The organism is Kitasatospora sp. NPDC092039 (assembly GCF_044756065.1).
Classification (GTDB): domain Bacteria; phylum Actinomycetota; class Actinomycetes; order Streptomycetales; family Streptomycetaceae; genus Kitasatospora.
Genome location: NZ_JBIVSD010000034.1, coordinates 1 through 18,711, shown reverse-complemented (window position 1 = coordinate 18,711; position 18,711 = coordinate 1). Strand labels below are relative to the sequence as shown.

General features: G+C 72.7%; 11 protein-coding genes. 3 read left to right on the top strand and 8 right to left on the bottom strand.

Annotated elements, in window-relative coordinates; genetic code table 11:
* The first annotated feature begins 8 nt into the window (after positions 1-8).
* Together araA and ACIQI7_RS37405 are read left to right on the top strand one after the other, a co-directional pair.
* Positions 9-1,517: an L-arabinose isomerase gene (gene araA / locus ACIQI7_RS37410; RefSeq protein ID WP_401118900.1), complete on the top strand. Its 1,509-nt coding sequence runs from the start codon at positions 9-11 to the stop codon at positions 1,515-1,517.
* A 121-nt stretch (positions 1,518-1,638) separates the two neighbouring features.
* Positions 1,639-2,691: an aldose epimerase family protein gene (locus ACIQI7_RS37405; RefSeq protein ID WP_401118965.1), complete on the top strand. Its 1,053-nt coding sequence runs from the start codon at positions 1,639-1,641 to the stop codon at positions 2,689-2,691.
* Between the two features lie 61 nt (positions 2,692-2,752).
* On the opposite strand, the gene ACIQI7_RS37400 is transcribed toward ACIQI7_RS37405, so the two are convergent.
* The 8 genes from ACIQI7_RS37400 to ACIQI7_RS37365 form a co-directional block, all read right to left on the bottom strand.
* The gene (locus ACIQI7_RS37400; RefSeq protein ID WP_401118897.1) at positions 2,753-4,504 is read right to left on the bottom strand and encodes a cellulase family glycosylhydrolase; all 1,752 of its coding nucleotides are present in this window, start codon (positions 4,502-4,504) and stop codon (positions 2,753-2,755) included.
* Positions 4,505-4,550: 46 nt separating this feature from the next.
* A complete protein-coding gene (locus ACIQI7_RS37395; protein ID WP_401118895.1) occupies positions 4,551-6,062 on the bottom strand; it encodes a glycoside hydrolase family 43 protein in 1,512 nt (503 codons plus the stop codon).
* A gap of 507 nt (positions 6,063-6,569) precedes the next feature.
* Positions 6,570-8,723, bottom strand: a complete 2,154-nt coding sequence (locus ACIQI7_RS37390) for a glycoside hydrolase family 36 protein (RefSeq protein ID WP_401118892.1) — start codon at positions 8,721-8,723, stop codon at positions 6,570-6,572.
* A 32-nt stretch (positions 8,724-8,755) separates the two neighbouring features.
* A complete protein-coding gene (locus ACIQI7_RS37385) occupies positions 8,756-10,741 on the bottom strand; it encodes a beta-galactosidase (RefSeq protein WP_401118889.1) in 1,986 nt (661 codons plus the stop codon).
* A gap of 27 nt (positions 10,742-10,768) precedes the next feature.
* Entirely contained in the window at positions 10,769-11,797 is a 1,029-nt protein-coding gene (locus ACIQI7_RS37380) for a LacI family DNA-binding transcriptional regulator (RefSeq protein ID WP_401118886.1), read from the bottom strand.
* 111 nt (positions 11,798-11,908) lie between these two features.
* Positions 11,909-12,883 carry a carbohydrate ABC transporter permease gene (locus ACIQI7_RS37375; protein WP_401118883.1) on the bottom strand — a complete coding sequence of 325 codons (975 nt, stop codon included), beginning with the start codon at positions 12,881-12,883 and terminating at the stop codon, positions 11,909-11,911.
* The gene (locus ACIQI7_RS37370; RefSeq protein WP_401118879.1) at positions 12,880-13,740 is read right to left on the bottom strand and encodes an ABC transporter permease; all 861 of its coding nucleotides are present in this window, start codon (positions 13,738-13,740) and stop codon (positions 12,880-12,882) included. Before ACIQI7_RS37370 ends, ACIQI7_RS37375 begins: the two co-directional genes overlap by 4 nt.
* 83 nt (positions 13,741-13,823) lie before the next feature.
* Positions 13,824-15,503: a Tat pathway signal sequence domain protein gene (locus ACIQI7_RS37365; protein ID WP_401118877.1), complete on the bottom strand. Its 1,680-nt coding sequence runs from the start codon at positions 15,501-15,503 to the stop codon at positions 13,824-13,826.
* Between the two features lie 222 nt (positions 15,504-15,725).
* On the opposite strand from ACIQI7_RS37365, the gene ACIQI7_RS37360 reads away from it, so the two are divergent.
* Positions 15,726-18,578, top strand: coding sequence for a glycoside hydrolase family 3 C-terminal domain-containing protein (locus ACIQI7_RS37360; RefSeq protein WP_401118874.1), 2,853 nt, complete (start codon positions 15,726-15,728; stop codon positions 18,576-18,578).
* Positions 18,579-18,711: the final 133 nt, after the last annotated feature.

Below are 18,711 nucleotides of genomic sequence, written 5' to 3'. Positions count from 1 at the left end.
GCCACCCCATGAAGAAGCCACTGGAGGGCCGGCAGGTCTGGTTCCTGACCGGCAGCCAAGGACTGTACGGCGAGGACACGCTGCGCCAGGTCGCCGAGCAGTCCCAGCGGATCGCCGCCGCCCTGAACCAGGACTCCGCCGTGCCGGTCGAGGTGCTCTGGAAGCCCGTCCTCACCGACGCGAGCGCCATCCGCCGGGTCTGCCTGGACGCGAACTCCGCCGACGACTGCATCGGCCTGATCGCCTGGATGCACACCTTCTCCCCGGCCAAGATGTGGATCGCCGGGCTCGACGCCCTGCGCAAGCCCCTGCTCCACCTGCACACCCAGGCCGACGTCGACCTGCCCTGGCAGACCATCGACATGGACTTCATGAACCTGAACCAGGCCGCCCACGGCGACCGCGAGTTCGGCTACATCCAGTCCCGCCTCGGGGTGCCCCGCAAGACCGTCGCCGGACACGTCACCGACCCGGCCGTCGCCGCCAGGATCACCGGCTGGGTCCGCGCCGCCGCCGGCCGCGCCGAACTGGGCGGCCTCAAGCTCGCCCGCTTCGGCGACAACATGCGCGACGTCGCCGTCACCGAGGGCGACAAGGTCGAGGCCCAGCTGCGCTTCGGCGTCTCCGTCAACACCTACGGCGTCAACGACCTCGTCGCCGCCGTCGACGCGACGGACGACGGCGACGTCACCGCGCTGACCAAGGAGTACGAGGACGCCTACCGCCTCGCGCCCGAGCTGCGGGCCGGCGGGGATCGGCACGAGTCGCTGCGCTACGCCGCGCGGATCGAGCTCGGCCTGCGCGGCTTCCTCGACCAGGGCGGCTTCCGGGCCTTCACCACCAACTTCGAGGACCTCGGCGGGCTGCGCCAGCTGCCCGGCCTCGCGGTGCAGCGGCTGATGGCCGACGGCTACGGCTTCGGCGGCGAGGGCGACTGGAAGACCGCCACCCTGCTGCGCACCCTCAAGGTGGCCGCCACCGGCCTGGCCGGCGGCACCTCCTTCATGGAGGACTACACCTACCACCTGGAGTCCGGCCGGGAGCTGATCCTCGGTGCGCACATGCTGGAGGTCTGCCCGAGCATCGCGTCCGCCACCCCCTCCTGCGAGATCCACCCGCTCTCCATCGGCGGGCGGGAGGACCCGGTCCGGCTGGTCTTCGACGCCGAGCCCGGCCCGGCCGTCGTGGTCGGCCTCGCGGACCTCGGCGACCGCTTCCGGCTGGTCGCCAACGAGGTGGACGTGGTCGCGCCGCCGGCGCCGCTGCCCAACCTGCCCGTCGCCCGCGCCGTCTGGAAGCCGCGTCCGAACCTGCGCACCTCCACCGAGGCCTGGCTGACGGCCGGCGCGCCGCACCACACCGTGCTGTCCGCGGCGCTCGGCACCGAGGAGCTGGAGGACCTCGCCGAGATGCTGTCGGTGGAGCTGGTGGTGATCGACGCCGACACCGAGATCCGCCGGTTCACCAAGGAACTGCGCTGGAACCAGGCCTACCACCGGCTGGCCCAGGGCTTCTGACCCCGCACGCGCCCACCGGCGACGCCCGTCCACCCGGGCGGGCGTCGCCGTCTCCCACCCAGCCCCGCAAGGAACGGAGCAGACCGTGGCCAGAGACCTCCTCGTCTCCACCGGTGACCTGATGGTGTCCCAGGAGGCCACCGCGGCCATGCCGGACGGCCGGCACGTCACCCGGTGGACGTTCGGTTCCCGGGACGGGGTGACGGCGGAGGTGCTCAACCTGGGCGCCCGCCTCCAGGCCCTGCACGCGCCGGACCGGGCCGGGCGGCGGGCCGACGTGGTCCTGGGCGGCGGCAGCGTCGAGGACCTGCTGGGCGGGGCGGCCTACCTCGGCGCGACCGTCGGCCGCTACGCCAACCGGATCGCCGGCGGCGTGCTGCCCCTCGACGGCACGACGCACCACCTGGCGACCCAGCCGACCGGCCACACCCTGCACGGCGGCCCGGACGGCTTCGCCACCCGCCTCTGGGACGGCGTGCCGGTCCGGGCGGACCGGCAGGTCGGCGTCCGGTTCCGGCTGCGCAGCCCCGCCGGCGACCAGGGGTTCCCGGGGACCGTCACCGCCGAGGTGACGTACCTGCTCGCTGCCGAGGGTGCGCTCTCGATCACCTACCAGGCGGCCACGGACGCCCCGACGGTCGTCAACCTCACCAACCACGCCTACTTCAACCTGGCCGGCGAGGGCCGCGGAACGGTGCTCGACCACGTGCTGCGCGTCGACGCCGCCGGGTACCTCCCGGTGGACGGGGAGCTGATCCCGCTCGGCCCGGTCGAGCCGGTCGTCGGCACGCCGTTCGACCTCCGCCGCGCCCGCGGCATCGGCACCTGCGTCACCGCGGACCACCCCCAGCTCCGGGCGGCCGGTCGCGGGTTCGACCACACCTGGGTGCTCGACGGCACCGGGTTCCGCCGGGCCGCCCTGCTGAGCCACCCGGCGAGCGGCCGCCAGGTCGAGTGCCTGACCACGGAACCGGGACTCCAGGTCTACACCGGGAACCACTTCGACGGCTCGCTGACCGGCCCCTCCGGACACCGGTACACCGCGTACGCGGGCATCGCGCTGGAGACCCAGCACTTCCCCGACTCGCCCAACCGGCCCGAGTACCCCTCCACCGTCCTGCGCCCGGGGGAGAAGTACCGGTCGAGGACGGTGTACCGCTTCTCGGCCGAGTAGGGGGGAGCCGTCGGGCGGTGAACGGGGCGGTGGGCCCGGCGGGGCCCACCGCCCTGCCGCGTCAGGAGGCGGTGCCGGTCACGGTGTTGCCGGACCGGGTGACGGTGTAGGTGACGGTGTCGCCGGTCCAGAAGCGGAAGGTGAACGTCGCCGGGACGCCGTCCTTGAGGGACTTGACGTAGTCGGGCTTGAGGGTCGTGGTGTCGGCGCCGTAGTCGGCACGGAGGTTGTCGAACGACTGGTAGGTGGTCCAGGAGGCGGGACCGGCGGCGGTGCCGTCGGCGTAGGCGGACTGGACGTTGGCCATCAGGGAGCCGTTGAACCGGGTGGGGATGGTGAGCCCGTCGAGCGTCCCGGCGGCGTCGGCCATGGTCGGCTTGTCGTAGGAGCGCACGAAGAGCTTCCACGGGACGCCGTCGGAGTACCGGACTTCGAGGGTGGCGTTGACGCCCGCGGCGCGGTCCCCGGCGAGGCGGGTGAGGCCGTCGGCGGTCAGGGTGAGCTTGTCGCCGTCGAGGGTGTAGTCCATGAAGGGGATCAGCGGGCGGTCGCCCTGCCAGAGCCCCGCGAACCACTGGCCGTTGCGGTTGAGCGTGATGGTCTGCGCGGTGACGGGGCCGGACCTCGGCACGAAGAGGTTGTCGGTGGAGGCGGTGCCCGAGCGGGTCCGCCAGGAGGTCTGGATCAGGTCCTTCATCTCGGGGACCATCCACTGCATGGTGGAACGGTTCAGGAAGTCGTTGGCCGCGTCCCAGACGGCGGAGGTCATGCCGTTGCGCCGCGCCTCGTAGTTGACGTGCTCGAAGTACTTGAGCATCTCGCCGCGCTCGACCACGCCGGAGTACGGCGAGGTGAGCAGGCCGTACTCGCCGAGGTAGACGGGGATGCCCTTGGCGACGAAGGTGTCGTGCACGCGGGCGAAGCCCTCGGTCAGGTCGGACTGGGCCTTGGCGTCGTACGTCGGGCCGTTGGCGATGTTCACGCTGAACGGGTACCAGCTGTAGTAGTGCACGGTCGCCACCAGGTTGCGGTCGTGCAGCGAGCTGATGGTCGTCGACAGGTCGTCGAGCCAGTGCTGGGCGTTGTTGGTCTCCTCCGAGGGCAGGACGAGCAGGCGGTCCTTGTTCTGCCCGCCGCTGTTGCGGACGATGCTGTGGAACGAGGTGTTGAGCTCTCGCAGGTACTGGGTCTTCTGGGCGTCTGTCGCGTCGGCGAACTGCGGCTCGTTGATGCTCTCCATGAGCAGTGAGCGCGGCTCGTCCTTGAAGGCCGTGGCGATCTGCCGCCAGGTCGCGTCGAACCGGGCACGCACGTTGTCGTGGTCGGTGGACATCCTGTTGATCCACTGCCACGAGTCGTGGTGGACGTTGATCTCGACGTAGAGGCCGTCGGCCAGCGCCCAGTCGACCACCTGCTTGACCCGCGCCATGTACGTCGGGTCGATGGTGTAGGGGGCGGTGGCGGACTGGTGGTCGGACCAGGTGACGGGGATGCGGACACTGCGGAAGCCCCGGGCCCGGAGGCCGTCGAACGTCGCCTTGGTGGTGAGCGGGTTGCCCCACGACGTCTCGTTGGGGATGGCGTCCAGGGTGTTGCCGAGGTTCCAGCTGGGCTGCATCTCGGCCACGGCGGCCATCGGGTCGCTCGGGACCCGGATCCTCGACGCCTGGGTCGCCGCCGGGGACCGGTCGCTCGGTGCGGCGACGGCGGTGCCGCCGAGGAGGCTGCCGGCGGTGACCAGCGCCACCACGAGTCCGGCCGTCCGGTGGAGGCGGCGGCTGCGGGGGCGTGCGGTCCGTTGTGCGGTGTTCACGAGGTGTCCCTTCGGGTGAACGGGTGGGGAGTCCCCTGATGGGTGGTCAGGGAAGCGTGAGCGGCTCGTAGTCGAACCGGTCGAAGTGGACGGTGCCTTCGGCGGCGTACATGCCGATGACCCGGCCGGTGAAGCCGCCGGCCACCTCGGTGGAGAGGTAGCGGCCGTCGAGGCCGGCGAGCACGGTGAAGGTTCCGTCGGGCTCCTCGATGCCGAGGACGACGTCGTCGGGGCCGGTGCGCGGGCCTCGCGTCCGGCGCGGGACGACGTCGACACCGAGCACCACGGCTCCGGCGGGCACCGCACGGGAGGCGACCTCGGTGCGCAGCGAGCCGATCCGGGCGAGGACCTTCACCTCGCCGTCGGCCGCCTCGATCTCGTAGTGGTGGTCCTCGTCCATGCGGACGGCGAGGCCGCCGCGTCCCCCGGCGGGATCGATCAGGGTGCGGGCGCGGCAGGCGAGGTGCTGCTGGCGCCGGCCGACGAACACCACGTCGTTCTCGTCGAGGGAGGCGCCGGCGGCGCGCAGGGTGAGCCAGCCGGACCGTTCCTTCGTGGTGCACAGCTGCTCGGTGCGCCGGCGTACGGAGATCCACTGGGGGTGCAGCTCGGCCTGGTCGAAGTCGTCCCGCGCCGGTACGGCCGGCACGGGGTGCAGCGGCCAGGCCGGGGTGGGCAGTTCGGGGGTGACCCGGCCGACCACCGGCCAGCCGTCCACCCACTCGACCGGCGCGAGGAAGGTCTCCCGGCCGAGCACGTACCAGGCGGGGGTGCCGCCGCGCGGCCGGACGGCGAGCAGCACCATCCACCAGGAGCCGTCGGGAGCCTGGACGAGGTCGGCGTGCCCGGTGTTCTGGATGGGATGGTCGATGCCGCGGTGGGTCAGCACCGGGTTGGCCGGGCAGGGCTCGAACGGGCCGGAGGGCGAGGTGCTGCGGGCGATGGAGACGGCGTGGCCGCGCTCGGTGCCGCCCTCGGCGATCATCAGGTACCAGTACTCGCCGATCCGGTACAGGTGCGGGGCCTCGGGGGCCATGGCGCCGGGCGCGCCGGACCAGATCCGCTGCGGCTCGCCGAGGGCCTCGCCGGTGGCCGGGTCGAGGCGGACCTGGGAGACGCCGGCGACGGTGCAGTAGCAGGTGCCGTCCTCGTCCCAGGCGAGGTCCGGGTCGATGCCGTGGACGCCGTGCAGCCGGACCGGGTCGGACCAGGGGCCGGCCGGGTCGGTGGCGGTGAAGAGCAGGTTCCCGTCGCCGCTGACGTTGGTGACGACCAGCCAGAAGCGGCCCTCGTGGTGGCGCAGCGTCGGGGCGTAGATCCCGCCGGAGGACGGCGATTCGCGCGGAAGGCGCAGCTGGCTCGGCCGGTCCAGGGCGTTGCCGATCTGGGCCCAGTTCACCAGGTCGCGGCTGTGGAAGACCGGGATGCCGGGGAAGTACTCGAAGCTGGAGCAGGCGAGGTAGTAGTCGTCGCCCACGCGGCAGATGCTGGGGTCGGGGTGGAAGCCGGGGATCACCGGGTTGGGGACGGTGCCGGCGGGCTCGGGCTGGACTGACACGTGGTCGGTTCCTCTCGGGTCTTCATGGGTCGGGGGTGGTGCCCCTGGCCCCGGGGATCCCGGGGCGCCACCGGTTCGGTGGTTCAGCCGATCGCGCAGGAGGCGCCGTTGGACCGGAAGGGTTGACGTCGCTGCTGGACCAGGTGGCCCCGAAGCCCCACTGGACGCTGCCGCCCTGCGGGACGGAGGCGTTGGAGGACACGTTCCGGGCGGTGACGTTCGGGCCGCGGGGCGGCGGCGCGCGGCGCGACCGCGGCGAGCACGCCGGTGGCCGCGGGTGCCAGGGCCGCCAGGGGCGACTGTGGCGTGATCATGACATGCGCGGCCCGACGATGTCATTGCGTCCCTCCAGGGGTGGGGGGTGCGAGGGGTTCGAGTGGGGAACGAACTCCCGCGATCCGGACGGCAGGGGGCCCGTGCGGATTCAGGGATCGGGCCCGGACGCGAAACTGCTTCCTCGGAACGCGGGTCGGCGCGGCGGGCCGCGCGCGAGCACATCGGGCAACGTCAACTCCCCACGTGAGGACGCGCAGTGAGGCGCAGCAGGACGGCGGACGGGGCCGCCGGCAGGGTCAGGGTGAGCTCGGCGGCGCCCGGGTGCCAGGTGGCCGAGGCCTTGCTGTCGGCCGGGTAGAGCACCTCGGCGTGGACGGCGGCGCCGAGCAGGTGGGGCAGGGCGAGGTCCCTGACGGGCTCCTCACCCCAGCGGCGCCAGACGGTGAGGTAGGTGGTGCCCGGCCCGTCCGACCGGGTGTGCAGCGCCAGGGCGAGCCACGGGTCCTCCCAGCCCGGGAGCCCGAGCGGCCAGGCGGGCACCGCCTGCGGCAGGTCGGCACGGATCGCCTTGTGGACGGCCACCGCCTCGTGGACCAGCTCCCGGGAGCGCGGGGGGAGTTCGGTGAGCCGGCCGGAGAGGTGGATGCGGCCGAGCAGCGCGCTGGCCATGGTGAGGGCGACCTCGTCGGGGGTGTCCCCGGGCAGCGGGTAGGCCCAGACGGCGCCCTGCTCCGGGGTGACGGCGGTGGGGGCCGCCGCCGCGATCGGTGCGTAGCGCAGCAGGTCCTGCTGGTCGCTGGTGGACTGCAGCTGGAGCCGGGAGAGCAGGGCGTGGTCCATCCGCATGCCGCCGGAGGCGCAGTTCTCGATCACGAGGTCCGGGTGCCGGTCCAGGATGCCGTCGAGCCAGTCGAGTTGGGCCCGGTTGTGGCCGAGCAGGCCGGCCGCCGGGGCCTCTCCCGGGTGGGTGCTGGTACCGGAGCCCGGGTCGGTGTTGTGGTCGAGCTTGAGGTAGCCGACTCCCCACTCACCGACCAGGCGGTGCACCACGGAGTCCAGGTGAGCGCGGGCGGCGGGGTGGCGCAGGTCGAGGTGGTACCGGCCGCCGCCCTCTTCCACCCGCTGACCGTCGCGGCGGAAGAACGCCTCCTCGGGCAGGGACCCGGCCACCGGGCTGTTCACCCCGACCGCCTCCGGCTCCAGCCACAGTCCTGGGACCATGCCCCGCTCCCGGATCCGCTCCAGGACCTCGTGGATCCCCTTCGGCCCGGGGAAGCGGGAGGCCGACGGCTCCCAGGCCCCGACGGAGCTCCACCAGTTGCCGCCGTCGTCGTACCAGCCGGCGTCGATGACGAAGTACTCCGCGCCGGCGTCGGCGGCGGCGTCGACCAGGGGCAGGAGCTTGGCGGTGGTGGGGTCGCCCATCAGGCAGTTCATGTAGTCGTTGAAGATCACCGGCAGCCGGCGGTGGTCGGGGTGCGGGCGGCGGGTGGCGCGGCGGTAGGTGGTGAGGGCGGCGAAGGCACCGTCCGGGCCGCCCTCCACGGCCAGCGCGAGCGCCACCGGCACCGTACGGAACTCGGCGCCCGGCTCCAGCGGGTGGCGCCAGCCGTGGTCGGCGGCCTCGGGCCCGTACAGCGCCGCGTACGCCGTGTCGTCGCGCACACCGCACTCCCAGCGCCAGCCGCCGCCGTTGTGCTCGATCTGCCACAGCCAGGTGCGGCCGGACCGGCGGTCCGTCAGCGCGCCCATCGGAAGGTGCCCGCAGCTGGACCACACGCCCCGCCCGGCCAGGACCTCGGTGCTGCGACCGGAGGTCGTGTGGAACCGGCCGCTGCGCTCGGGCGAGGAGGCCCGCAGCGGCCGGCGCTGCCAGCGGCACTCGGCGAACCACTCGTTCTCCGCCCACAGCACGTCGGCGGCGTCCAGGGCCGCGGCGCCGCCCTCGGTGAGGCAGCCCGCCACCAGGGAGGAGACCGACTCCAGGTGCAGCGTGTGCGGCCCGTCGTTGCGCAGCAGCACCTCGCCGCGCAGCACCGGCAGGCCGTCCGGGGAGCGGTAGCGCGCCACGGCGGTCAGGCCGGTCCGCGGCTCGTGGAGTTCGAGGTCGAGCACGTGCCAGTCGCCCTCCCGGCTCGCCCGGTGCGAACGGTGACGCAGCCGCGAGCCGAGGACGGTGTCGCCGAGGTGCCGGCCGGACCAGTACCGGCCGAGGCCGGCGGTCGTCACCTCCACCGGCGGCAGCGGTGCGCCGGGGCGCGGGGCTGCGCCCCTCTCGCCCGGCGCGCCGAGGCGCACCAAGCGGGCGGCGCCCTGCTCGTCCAGGGCGATCTCCAGCTCCAGGGCGTCGTGGCCCCAGCGGATCGTCTGGTGCGGGTCGGTCATGATGCTTCCTCGGAGGGGAGACGCGGCGGGTGTCAGCGTGCGCGCAGGACCGCGCAGCCGTCGGGCGGCAGTTCGCCGAGGGTCGTACCGGTGAGCAGGTCGTGGCACGGCTGCGGCAGCGGTACGGCCTCGGGCCGGTGGTTGAGCAGCAGGTGCCAGGCGCGGCCGTCCGGGGCGTGCCGGGTGACGGCCTCGACGCCCGGGGGCAGGCCCGGCAGGTCGGGGGCGGTCCCGGCCTCCGTGAGGAGCCGCTCCACCAGGGCGGCGTAGCCGGCGTCGTCGAGGCGGGTGGACAGGTACCAGCCGTGGCCGGAGCCGAAGGCGTGGCGGGTCAGCGCCGGGCTGCCGTCGAGCGGGCCGTGGGTGTAGGCGGCGAGCGCCTCGGCGCCTTCGGTGCGCAGGGACTCGCTCCAGGAGGAGGCCGTCGAGCCGTCGGAGAGCGTGATCACCTCGTGCCGGCGCAGCGGGCGGTACTCCTCCGACCGGATGCCGAGGGTCTCGCGCAGGGGCGCGGCCGGGTAGCCGCCGAGCCGGGATCGGAGGTTCTCGTCGACCACGCCGCTGAAGTGCTGTACCAGCAGGGTGCCACCGCCGGCGACGTAGCTGCGAAGATTGTGAGCGCTCACATCGGAGAGCAGGAAAAGCGTCGGAGCGATGACCAGCCGATAGCGGCTCAGATCCTGCCCGGGGTGGGCGAAGTCGACCGTCCGGCCGGCGTCCCACAGCGCCCGGTGGGCGCGGCGCAGGGCGGCGTAGTAGTCGAGTTCGGGCGAGGGGAGGCCGTCGACCGTCATCGCCCACCAGGCGTCGGAGTCGTGCAGGACGGCGACCTCGGCGCGGACGGTGGAGCCGGCGAGTTCGCCGAGCCGGGCGACGGCCTCCCCGGTGGCCGTGACCTCGCGGAAGATGCGGCTGTCCGGGCCGGCGTGCGGGACCATCGCAGAGTGCCACTGCTCGGCGCCGGCGCGGGACTGGCGCCACTGGAAGAACAGCGCGCCCTCGGAGCCGCGGGCGATGTGGGCGAGGGAGTGGCGCAGGATGTCCCCGGGCTCCTTGGGGAGGACACGCCCTTCGGCGTAGACGGTGTTGGTGCCCGATTCCATCAGCAGCCAGGGCGCGCCGCCGGCGATCGAGCGGGCCCGGTCGGCGTCGAAGGCGGCGTGCGCGGCGGCGTCGACGCCGGGAGCGCCGGGGTAGTGGTTGACGGAGACCAGGTCGACCTCGCGGCCGAAGGCCCACAGGTCCAGGTTCTGGTAGCCGGGCAGCATGAGGTTGGTCGTCACCGGGCGGTCGCTGTGGGCGCGGATCGCGTCGCGCTGCTCGCGGTAGGCGGCGAGGGTCTCGTCGGACCAGAAGCGGCTGTAGTCCAGCCTCTGGCCGGGGTTGTGGTGCCACTGGGTGGCGCGCGGCGGCAGGACCTGCTCCCACGAGGTGTAGCGCTGGCTCCAGAAGGTCGTCCCCCAGGCGTCGTTGAGGGCGTCGAGGGACCCGTGGCGGGCGCGCAGCCAGACCCGGAAGGCAGCGGCGGCGTGGTCGCAGTGGCAGAGGGTCGCGTACTCGTTGTGGACGTGCCACAGGGCGAGCGCCGGGTGGTCGCCGTAGCGTTCGGCGAGGGCGGCGGCGATGCGGCGGGCGGCGCGGCGGTAGGCGGGCGCGGTGAGGCAGTAGGCGTCCCGGCTGCCGTGGGTCAGGCGGGTGCCGTCGGGGTGGACCGGCAGGGCGTCCGGGTGGGCCAGGGTGAACCAGGGCGGCGGGGAGGCGGTGGGGGTGGCCAGGTCGACGGCGACGCCGTTGGCGTGCAGCCGGTCGAGGTGGGCGTCGAGCCAGTCGAAGTCGTAGCGGCCCTCCTCGGGTTCCAGCAGGGCCCAGGAGAAGACTCCGACGGTGGCGAGGTTGACGCGCGCGCGGCGCATCAGCTCGTCGTCCTCCTTCCAGACCCGGGCGTCCCACTGCTCGGGGTTGTAGTCGCCGCCGAAGGCGAGGCCGCCGAGGCGGTCCGTGAGCCGTTGCAGGTCCATGAGGTGGCCGTCCTTCCATGAGGGGTGTCAACTGCGGTGCGGGGCAGGGGCGGTGCTCTCGCGGAGCCGCAACTCCGGTGGCATCAGGAGGAGCCGGTCCTGCGGGTCCTCGCCCGCGGCGCGGGCGGTGATCCTCGCCATGACCTGGTCGACGGCGACCTGCCCGAGGTCCTTCTGGGGGCTGGTCACGGAGGTGAGCCGGGGGGAGTGCTGTTCGGCCAGCGGGTCGGGGCAGATGGCGATGACGGAGGCGTCCTCCGGCACGGTGCGCCCGCCGGCGCGCAGCAGGCTCAGCAGCGGGCCGATCGCGGCCTCGTTCTGCACCACGAAGCCCGTGGTGTCGGGACGGTCGGCGAGGACGCGGGCCAGGGTGCCGGCGGTGCTCTCGTACGTGCCCTCGCACGGCCGGTGGAGGAAGCGCAGGCCCCGGGCTTCGGCGCGGGCGCGGAACCCGTTGAGGGTGCGCTCGGCGTACCCGGCGTGGCGGCGGTAGGTGCCGCTGCTGTAGCCGATGAAGGCGATGTCGCGGTGGCCGAGGTCGGCGAGGTGGTCGGCGCACAGGGCGCCGGCGGTGGCGAAGTCGTGGTCGACGCAGGAGAGTCCGGAGGGGTCGTCGGGCAGGCCGATGAGGGCGGCGGGGATGTCCTCGGCCCGTAGGACGGGGATGCGGTCGTCGTCGAGGCGGACGTCCATCAGGATGACCCCGTCCGCGAGGCCGGTGGCGGCGACCCGGCGGACCCCCTCCGGCCCTTCGTCGTTGGTGAGGAGCAGGACGTCGTAGCCGTGTTCGCGGGCCGCGACGGTGACGGCGATGGCGATCTCCGTCATGGTGGGGACGTGCACCTCGGGGTGGAGCGGCACGACCAGGGCGATGATGTGCGAGCGCTTGCCGGCCAGGGCGCGGGCACCGGCGTTCGGGTGGTAGCCGAGGTCGGTGATGGCCCGCTCGATGCGGACCCTGGTCTCGTCGGAGATGGGGCGCTTGCCGCTGAGGGCGTAGCTGACCGTGCTGGACGAGACGCCGGCGTGCCTGGCCACATCGGCGAGTGTCACCATCGTTGTGCTTCCTTCGTGTCGGTTCCGGTGGGAGCGGTCCCGGTCGTGCGACGGGGAGGTCCGCGGGGACCGCTCCCGGCCCGCGGGGCCCGTCGGGCCCGAGCGGACGGCTCAGCCCTTGATCGCGCCGGTGAGGACACCGGTACGCAGGTGCTTCTGCACGAACGGGTACACGATCACCAGTGGTACCAGGGTGAGGACGACGACCGCCATCTGCAGGGACAGCGGTGCGGTCTGGGCGTGGGTGCTCCCGAAGCCGGCGTTGACCGAACCGGGCAGGCCGTTGGCCCGGTTGACGTAGGTGAGCAGCACGTACTGGAGCGGCCACTTCTGACTGTCCGTCGGCATGTAGAGCATGACGTTGAAGAACGAGTTCCAGTAGCCGACGGCGTAGAACAGCGCGGTGACGGCGGTGACGGCGCGCGAGGTGGGCAGCACGACGGACCACAGGATCCGCCACTCGCCGGCGCCGTCCATCCGGGCCGCGTCGATCAGCTCGGAGGAGGTCTCCTGGTAGAAGGCGCGCAGCACCAGGATGTTGAAGACGGACACCGCGCTCGGCAGGATCAGCGCCCACCACTGGCCGTAGCCGCCGAGGCCCGTGACGACCAGGAAGCTCGGGATGAGGCCGCCGCTGATGAACATCGTGACGATCAGCAGCATCAGGACGAAGCGGTGCCCGAGCGAGCGCGGCCGGGAGAGGCCGTAGGCGCACAGGACGGAGACGACCATGGACACCGCGGTGCCGACCACGGTGATCCCGAGGCTCACCCCCAGCGCGGTGACGATCGTCGAGTCGCCGAGCATCTGGCGGTAGGCCTCGGTGGTCAGGCCGTCCGGCCAGATCACCAGGCCGCCCGCCCGGTTGATCGCCCCGGGGGTGGAGAAGCTGGTCAGCACGATGATGTAGAGCGGCACCAGGATGACGGCGAGGGTCCCGCCGAGCGTGATTCCCTTGGCCGCCTGGCCGACGGCGGTGGGCGGCTCCTCCCAGGGCGGACGGGCGGAGCGGGCCCGGCGGCGGGCGGCTGCTGTCGCGGTGCGGCGCTTCTCGCCCCGCGAGCGCATGGTGAGTGCGTTGGTCATTTGCGGTACAGCCCGTCCTCGCCGAAGGCGTGCGCCAGCTTGTTGGCGCCCCAGATGAGCAGCAGCGAGACCACGCTCTTGAAGAGCCCGGCCGCCGCGCCGTAGCTGTAGCCGCCGGTGGCGATGCCGTAGTAGAAGGAGAAGGTGTCCAGGACGTCCGCGGCCTCGTGGCCGACGGCGTCGCGCTGGATCAGGAACTGCTCGAATCCGACGGACAGGGCGTTGCCGAGCCGCAGGACGAGCATCAGCACGATCACCCCGCGCAGGCCCGGGAGCGTGATGTGCCACATCCGCCGGAGCCGGCCCGCGCCGTCCGCGGCCGCGGCCTCGTACAGCTCGCCGTTGATCGCGCTGAGCGCGGCGAGGAAGACGATGATCCCCCAGCCGGCCTCCTTCCAGACCGCCTGGGAGGTGACCAGCAGCGCGAAGGTGTCCGGGTTGGTCATGATGTCCCAGGTGCCGATGTCGTGCTGGCGCAGGAACTGGTTGAGCACGCCGGCGCCGCCCAGCATCTGCTGGAAGATCGTGATGGCGAGCACCCACGAGAAGAAGTGCGGCAGGTAGACCACGGACTGGAAGAAGTTGCGGATGCGTTCGCTGATCACCGAGTTGAGCAGGAGGGCGAGGGCGATCGGGACCGGGAAGAACAGGACCAGCTGGACGAAGCTCAGGTACAGCGTGTTCTGCAGCGAGGCCCAGAAGGCCGGGTCGCCGAGCAGCTGCTGGAACTGGTCGAACCCGACCCACTCGCTGTTCCAGACCCCGACCAGCGGGTCGTACTCCTGGAAGGCGGTGACGATGCCGAACAGCGGTGCGTAGTTGAACACCAGGAGCAGGACGACCGCGGGGACCGTCATCAGCAGGAGCGACCTGTCGCGCCGCAGCCTCGTCCGCCGGCCGAGCCGCGCGGGGCCGGCCGGGTGTTTCGGGGCCGGGGTGCTCACTGGCCGGTGCCGTACTTGTCGAGGACGTTGTCGGTCATCCACTGCTTGAGCCGCTGCCCGGGGCCGGAGCGCCAGCTGGAGACGGCGTCCTGCAACTCGGAGACCTTCTTCTTGCCGTGGTAGCAGTCCTTCAGGGTGTCGTTGACGCTCTGCGCGGCCGACGCCGAGGCGATGGCCTGGGGCATGCTGAAGTTCATGCCCCAGAAGGGCGGCTTGACGAGGTACTTGACGTTGGCGGCCGACCAGCTCGCGTAGTCCCTGGTGGTCTGCTCGTCGCCCGGGTTGCTGGTCACGGAGCCGGAAGCGGCCAGGAAGTTGTAGGTCGTCACCTGGACGTCCTTCTTGCCCTCCTCCGTGAAGGTCGGCATGCCGTCGACCCGGGTGTGGTGGACGCCCTCGACGCCGAAGTTGACCATGGTGTACTCGGCCGTGCCGTAGGGGGCGGCGAGGTAGTTCGCGACGGCGAGCAGTTCCTGGATCTGCTCCGGCTTCAGGTCGGCGTTGAGGTAGCTGATCATGCTGGCGGCGGCGCCCGTGTAGATCACCGGAGTGCCCTTGCCGTCGGCGGTGATGGCGTTGAAGGCGCCACGCCGGTAGTTGGGGTCCGCGGCGGCGCCGGACTGGTGGTCGGACAGGTTCCAGGCGCCGAGTCCGCCACCCCCGACGAGCGTCTTGCCGCTGTAGAAGCGGGTGGAGCTGTTGGAGACGTCACCGGCGAGCGCGTCCGGGTGCATGTAGCCCGATGTGGCCAGGCGGTAGTGCCAGTCGACGGCCTCCAGGAACTCCTGGGTCTCGAAGGGGTGGACCAGCTTGCCGTTGTCGACCCTCCACCTCATGGGGACGTTCCAGGAGAACTGGAGGTAGGTCCACACGTCGTCGAAGGCCCACACACCCCGTTTGGCGTCGGTCAGTTCCCTGCCGAGGTTCATCAGGTCGTCCGCGGACTTGACCTGGTCCGCGGTGATGCCCCGGGCTTCGAGGACGTCCCGGCGGTAGAAGGTGGCGCCGGGGATGCCGAAGCTGGTGGAGAAGCAGGGGATCCCGTAGAGCTTGTCGCCCCAGACGCCGTGCTGCCAGGCGCCGGTGGGCAGGGCGGCCAGGTTGGGGTACTTCTTGATGTTGTCGCCGGACAGGTAGGGGGTCAGGTCCGCGAGCTGGGCGCCGGCGAGCCCGCCGGTGTTGAAGGCGTCGTTCATCCAGGCCGGCAGGTTGATCCAGTCCGGCAGCTTCTTGGCGGCGGTCATCGTCGGGATGATGGTGTTGTAGTTGATGCCGTCCGTCGGCTTGACGGTCAGGTCGACTCCGAGTGCCTTGTTCATCGCCTGGTAGAAGGAGTTGCCGACCGGCGGGGCCGTGCCCCACAGCGGGGTGATCGCCGTGTAGCTGCCGCCCTTGCCGGGAACTCCGGAGACGCTGGTGGGCGGAGAGGCGGGGTAGGCGAGGTAGGCCGGGTCGGTCGCGGTGTCGCCCGAGCCCTGCACGGGGGCTATGTCCGGCTTGACCGCGCCGGCGTTCGGCACGTAGGCCGGCAGGGCCGCCTTCAGGCCCTCCTTGGTGTTCGCTCCGGCCCTCTTGGTCGAGCCGCCTCCACAGGCGGACAGCAGGGGTGCCATCGCGGCGGCACCCGCGACCGTGGCGGCGGTCAGAAAGCTCCTGCGGTTCAATCCGGATCTCATGGTGGCATAGCCCCTCTCCGTCGAAGCGCGGCTGAGCGTCGAAGCGCTTGGATGTTTCGGCGACACTAACGACGCGTTACGGGTTGGGCAAGAGCCTGAACAAAGTCAAAATCGTTTGTGTTCTGGGGAGTTGACACGGTGATGGGAGCGTGTCAGCGTCGAAGCGCTTCGATCTGCGATCTCCGAGCCGAGCCCGCCCGAGGGGTGTTCCACGTGAGTTCCGTGCCCGAATCCGCTACCGGTCTGCCCGGTTTCCGCAATCCCGCGCTTCCCCTGCGGGAGCGCGTCGACGATCTGCTGAGCCGGCTCACGATCGACGAACGGCTGGCGATGCTGCACCAGTACTCGCCGGCCGTCCCGCGCCTGAGCGTCGGCGCGTTCCGCACCGGCAGCGAGGGCCTGCACGGCGTCTCCTGGCTCGGCGTGGCGACGGTCTTCCCGCAGGCCGTAGGCCTCGGCGCCAGCTGGGACGAGGACCTGGTGCGCGAGGTCGGGGAGGCGGTCTCGGCCGAGCTGCGGGCCTTCCACTACCACCGCCCGACGGCGGTCGGCGCCGACCGCGGGCCCAACTCCCTCCAGGCGTGGGCCCCCGTGCTCAACCTGCTGCGCGACCCCCGGTGGGGGCGCAACGAGGAGGGGTACTCCGAGGACCCGGTGCACACCGCGAAGGTCGGCGAGGCGTTCTGCCGGGGCCTGGCCGGGGACCACCCGGTCTACCTGCGCGCCGCCCCGGTGCTCAAGCACTTCCTCGCCTACAACAACGAGGACGACCGCTGCACCACTTCCTCCGCACTGCGCCCGCGCGTGCTCCAGGAGTACGACCTCGCCGCCTTCCGCCCCGTCGTCGCCGCCGGCGCCGCGACCGGCGCGATGGCCGCCTACAACCTCGTCAACGGCCGTCCCTGCCACGTCAGTCCGCTGATCGAGACGGAACTGCGCCGATGGGCCCGGCCGACCGGCCACGAGCTGTTCGTGGTCAGCGACGCCGAGGCCCCCTCCAACCTGGTCGACCCGGAGCACTACTTCGACGACCACGCGCAGGGCCACGCCGCCGCGCTCAAGGCCGGCATCGACAGCTTCACCGACCACGGCGAGGACACGGAGACGGTGGTCGGCCGACTGCGCGAGGCGCTGGAACGCGGCCTGATCGACGAGGGCGACGTGGACCGCGCCGTCCGGCGACAGCTCGAACTGCGCTTCCGCCTCGGCGAGTTCGACCCCGAGCTGGACCCGTACGCGGGCACCGGCCCCGAGGTGGTCGACAGCCCCGAGCACCGCGGCCTGGCCCGCAGGGCCGCGACCGAGTCGGCCGTCCTGCTCAAGAACGAGGGCCTGCTGCCGATCGACCCGGCCCGTACGGCCCGGATCGCCGTCATCGGCCCGCTCGCCGACACCCTGTACGAGGACTGGTACAGCGGCACCCTGCCGTACCAGGTCAGCGCCGCCGCCGGCCTGGCCGCGGCCCTCGGCGCCCACGGCGGCGAGGTCGTCCACGTGGAGGGCTCCGACCGGATCACCCTGCGCTCGCGGACCACGGGCGAACAACTCGGCAAGTCCGCCTTCGACGTGACGGACTGGGGCGGCGGTGCCTCCACCCTGCGCGACGCCGACACCGGCCGCTACCTCAGCCTCCAGGACGACGACACCCTGGCCCCCGGCCAGGAGATCATCAAGAGCTGGTTCGTCAAGGAGACCTTCCGGATCGAACCGGCCGGCCCGGGCACCGTGCTGTTGCGCAACGTGTTCACCGGGCGCTACGCCACCGTCGACCCGACCGACGGCCGGGTCAGCGTCACCGCCGAGACCGCGCAGGAGGCCGAGCACTGGCAGCGCGAGGTGGTGCGCGACGGCGTCGCCGAGGCCAGGGCGGCCGCCTCCGCCGCCGATGTCGCCGTCGTCGTCCTCGGCAACCACCCGCTGATCAACGGCCGCGAGACGGAGGACCGCGCGGACATCGCCCTGCCCGAGGGGCAGGAGAAGCTGCTGCGCGCCGTCGCCGGGGTGCGCCCGGACACCGCGCTGGTCGTGATGAGCAGCTACCCGTACGCCCTCGACTGGGCCGACCGGCACCTGCCCGCCGTGGTGTGGACCTCCCACGGCGGGCAGGAGACAGGACACGCGCTCGCCGCCGTGCTGCTCGGCGAGGCCGAGCCCGCCGGCCGCCTGCCGCAGACCTGGTACCGGGGCGACGACCCGCTGCCCGCCCCGCTCGACTACGATGTCATCAAGGCGGGCTGGACCTACCAGTACCACCGCTCCACCCCGCTCTACCCCTTCGGCCACGGGCTCTCGTACACCGAATTCGCCCACCGCGACCTGCGGTTGTCGCAGTCCTCGATCGGCCGGGACGGTGCGGTCGACGTCACCGTCACCCTGGACAACACCGGTGCGCGGCCCGGCAGCGAGGTCGTCCAGGTGTACGTCCGCGCCCTGGAGGCCCGGTACGAGGCGCCCCGGCTGCGCCTGGCCGACTTCCGCAAGGTCCGGCTGGAGCCGGGGGAGAGCCGCGAGCTGCCCTTCCGGCTGTCGGCCGAACACCTCGCCCACTGGTCAGTGGCCACCGGCGGCTTCACCGTCGACCCCGGAGGCTACGAGGTGATCGTCGCCCGCAGCGCCGACCACCCCGTGCTCACCGCCCCGCTGGCCGTGACCGGGGCGCCCGCCGGCCCTCGCGCGGGTACAGGGCACCGGATCCTGGCCGTCGACTTCGACGACTACGAGGACGCCGCCATCGTCGACGCCACCCGCACCGACGGCGACGCCGTCACGCCCGCCGGCCCCGCGCGGCCCGCCACGCTCCACTTCCGCGAGGTCGACCTCACCGGCGCCGCCGCGATCGAGGTCGAGACCGCCCGCGAGGGCGACGGCGAGGGCGGGGCGCGGCTCGAAGTCCGGGCCGACGGCCGGGTGCTGGCCGAGATCGACGTGCCCGTGACCGGGGACCGCTACGCCTGGACGAGCACCACCGCCGGCCTCGCCGCCCCGCTCGGCGGCGTCCACGACCTGAGCCTGGCGCTGCACGGCGACTTCCGGCTGGCCGCCTTCCGCTTCGGCACGGCCGGGGCGACCGACTGAGGCCTCGGCCCCCGCAGTGGGGGGGGGGCCCCCCCCCGCCCCCCCCCCCCCCCCCCCCCCCCCCCCCCCCCCCCCCCCCCCCCCCCCCCCCCCCCCCCCCCCCCCCCCCCCCCCCCCCCCCCCCCCCCCCCCC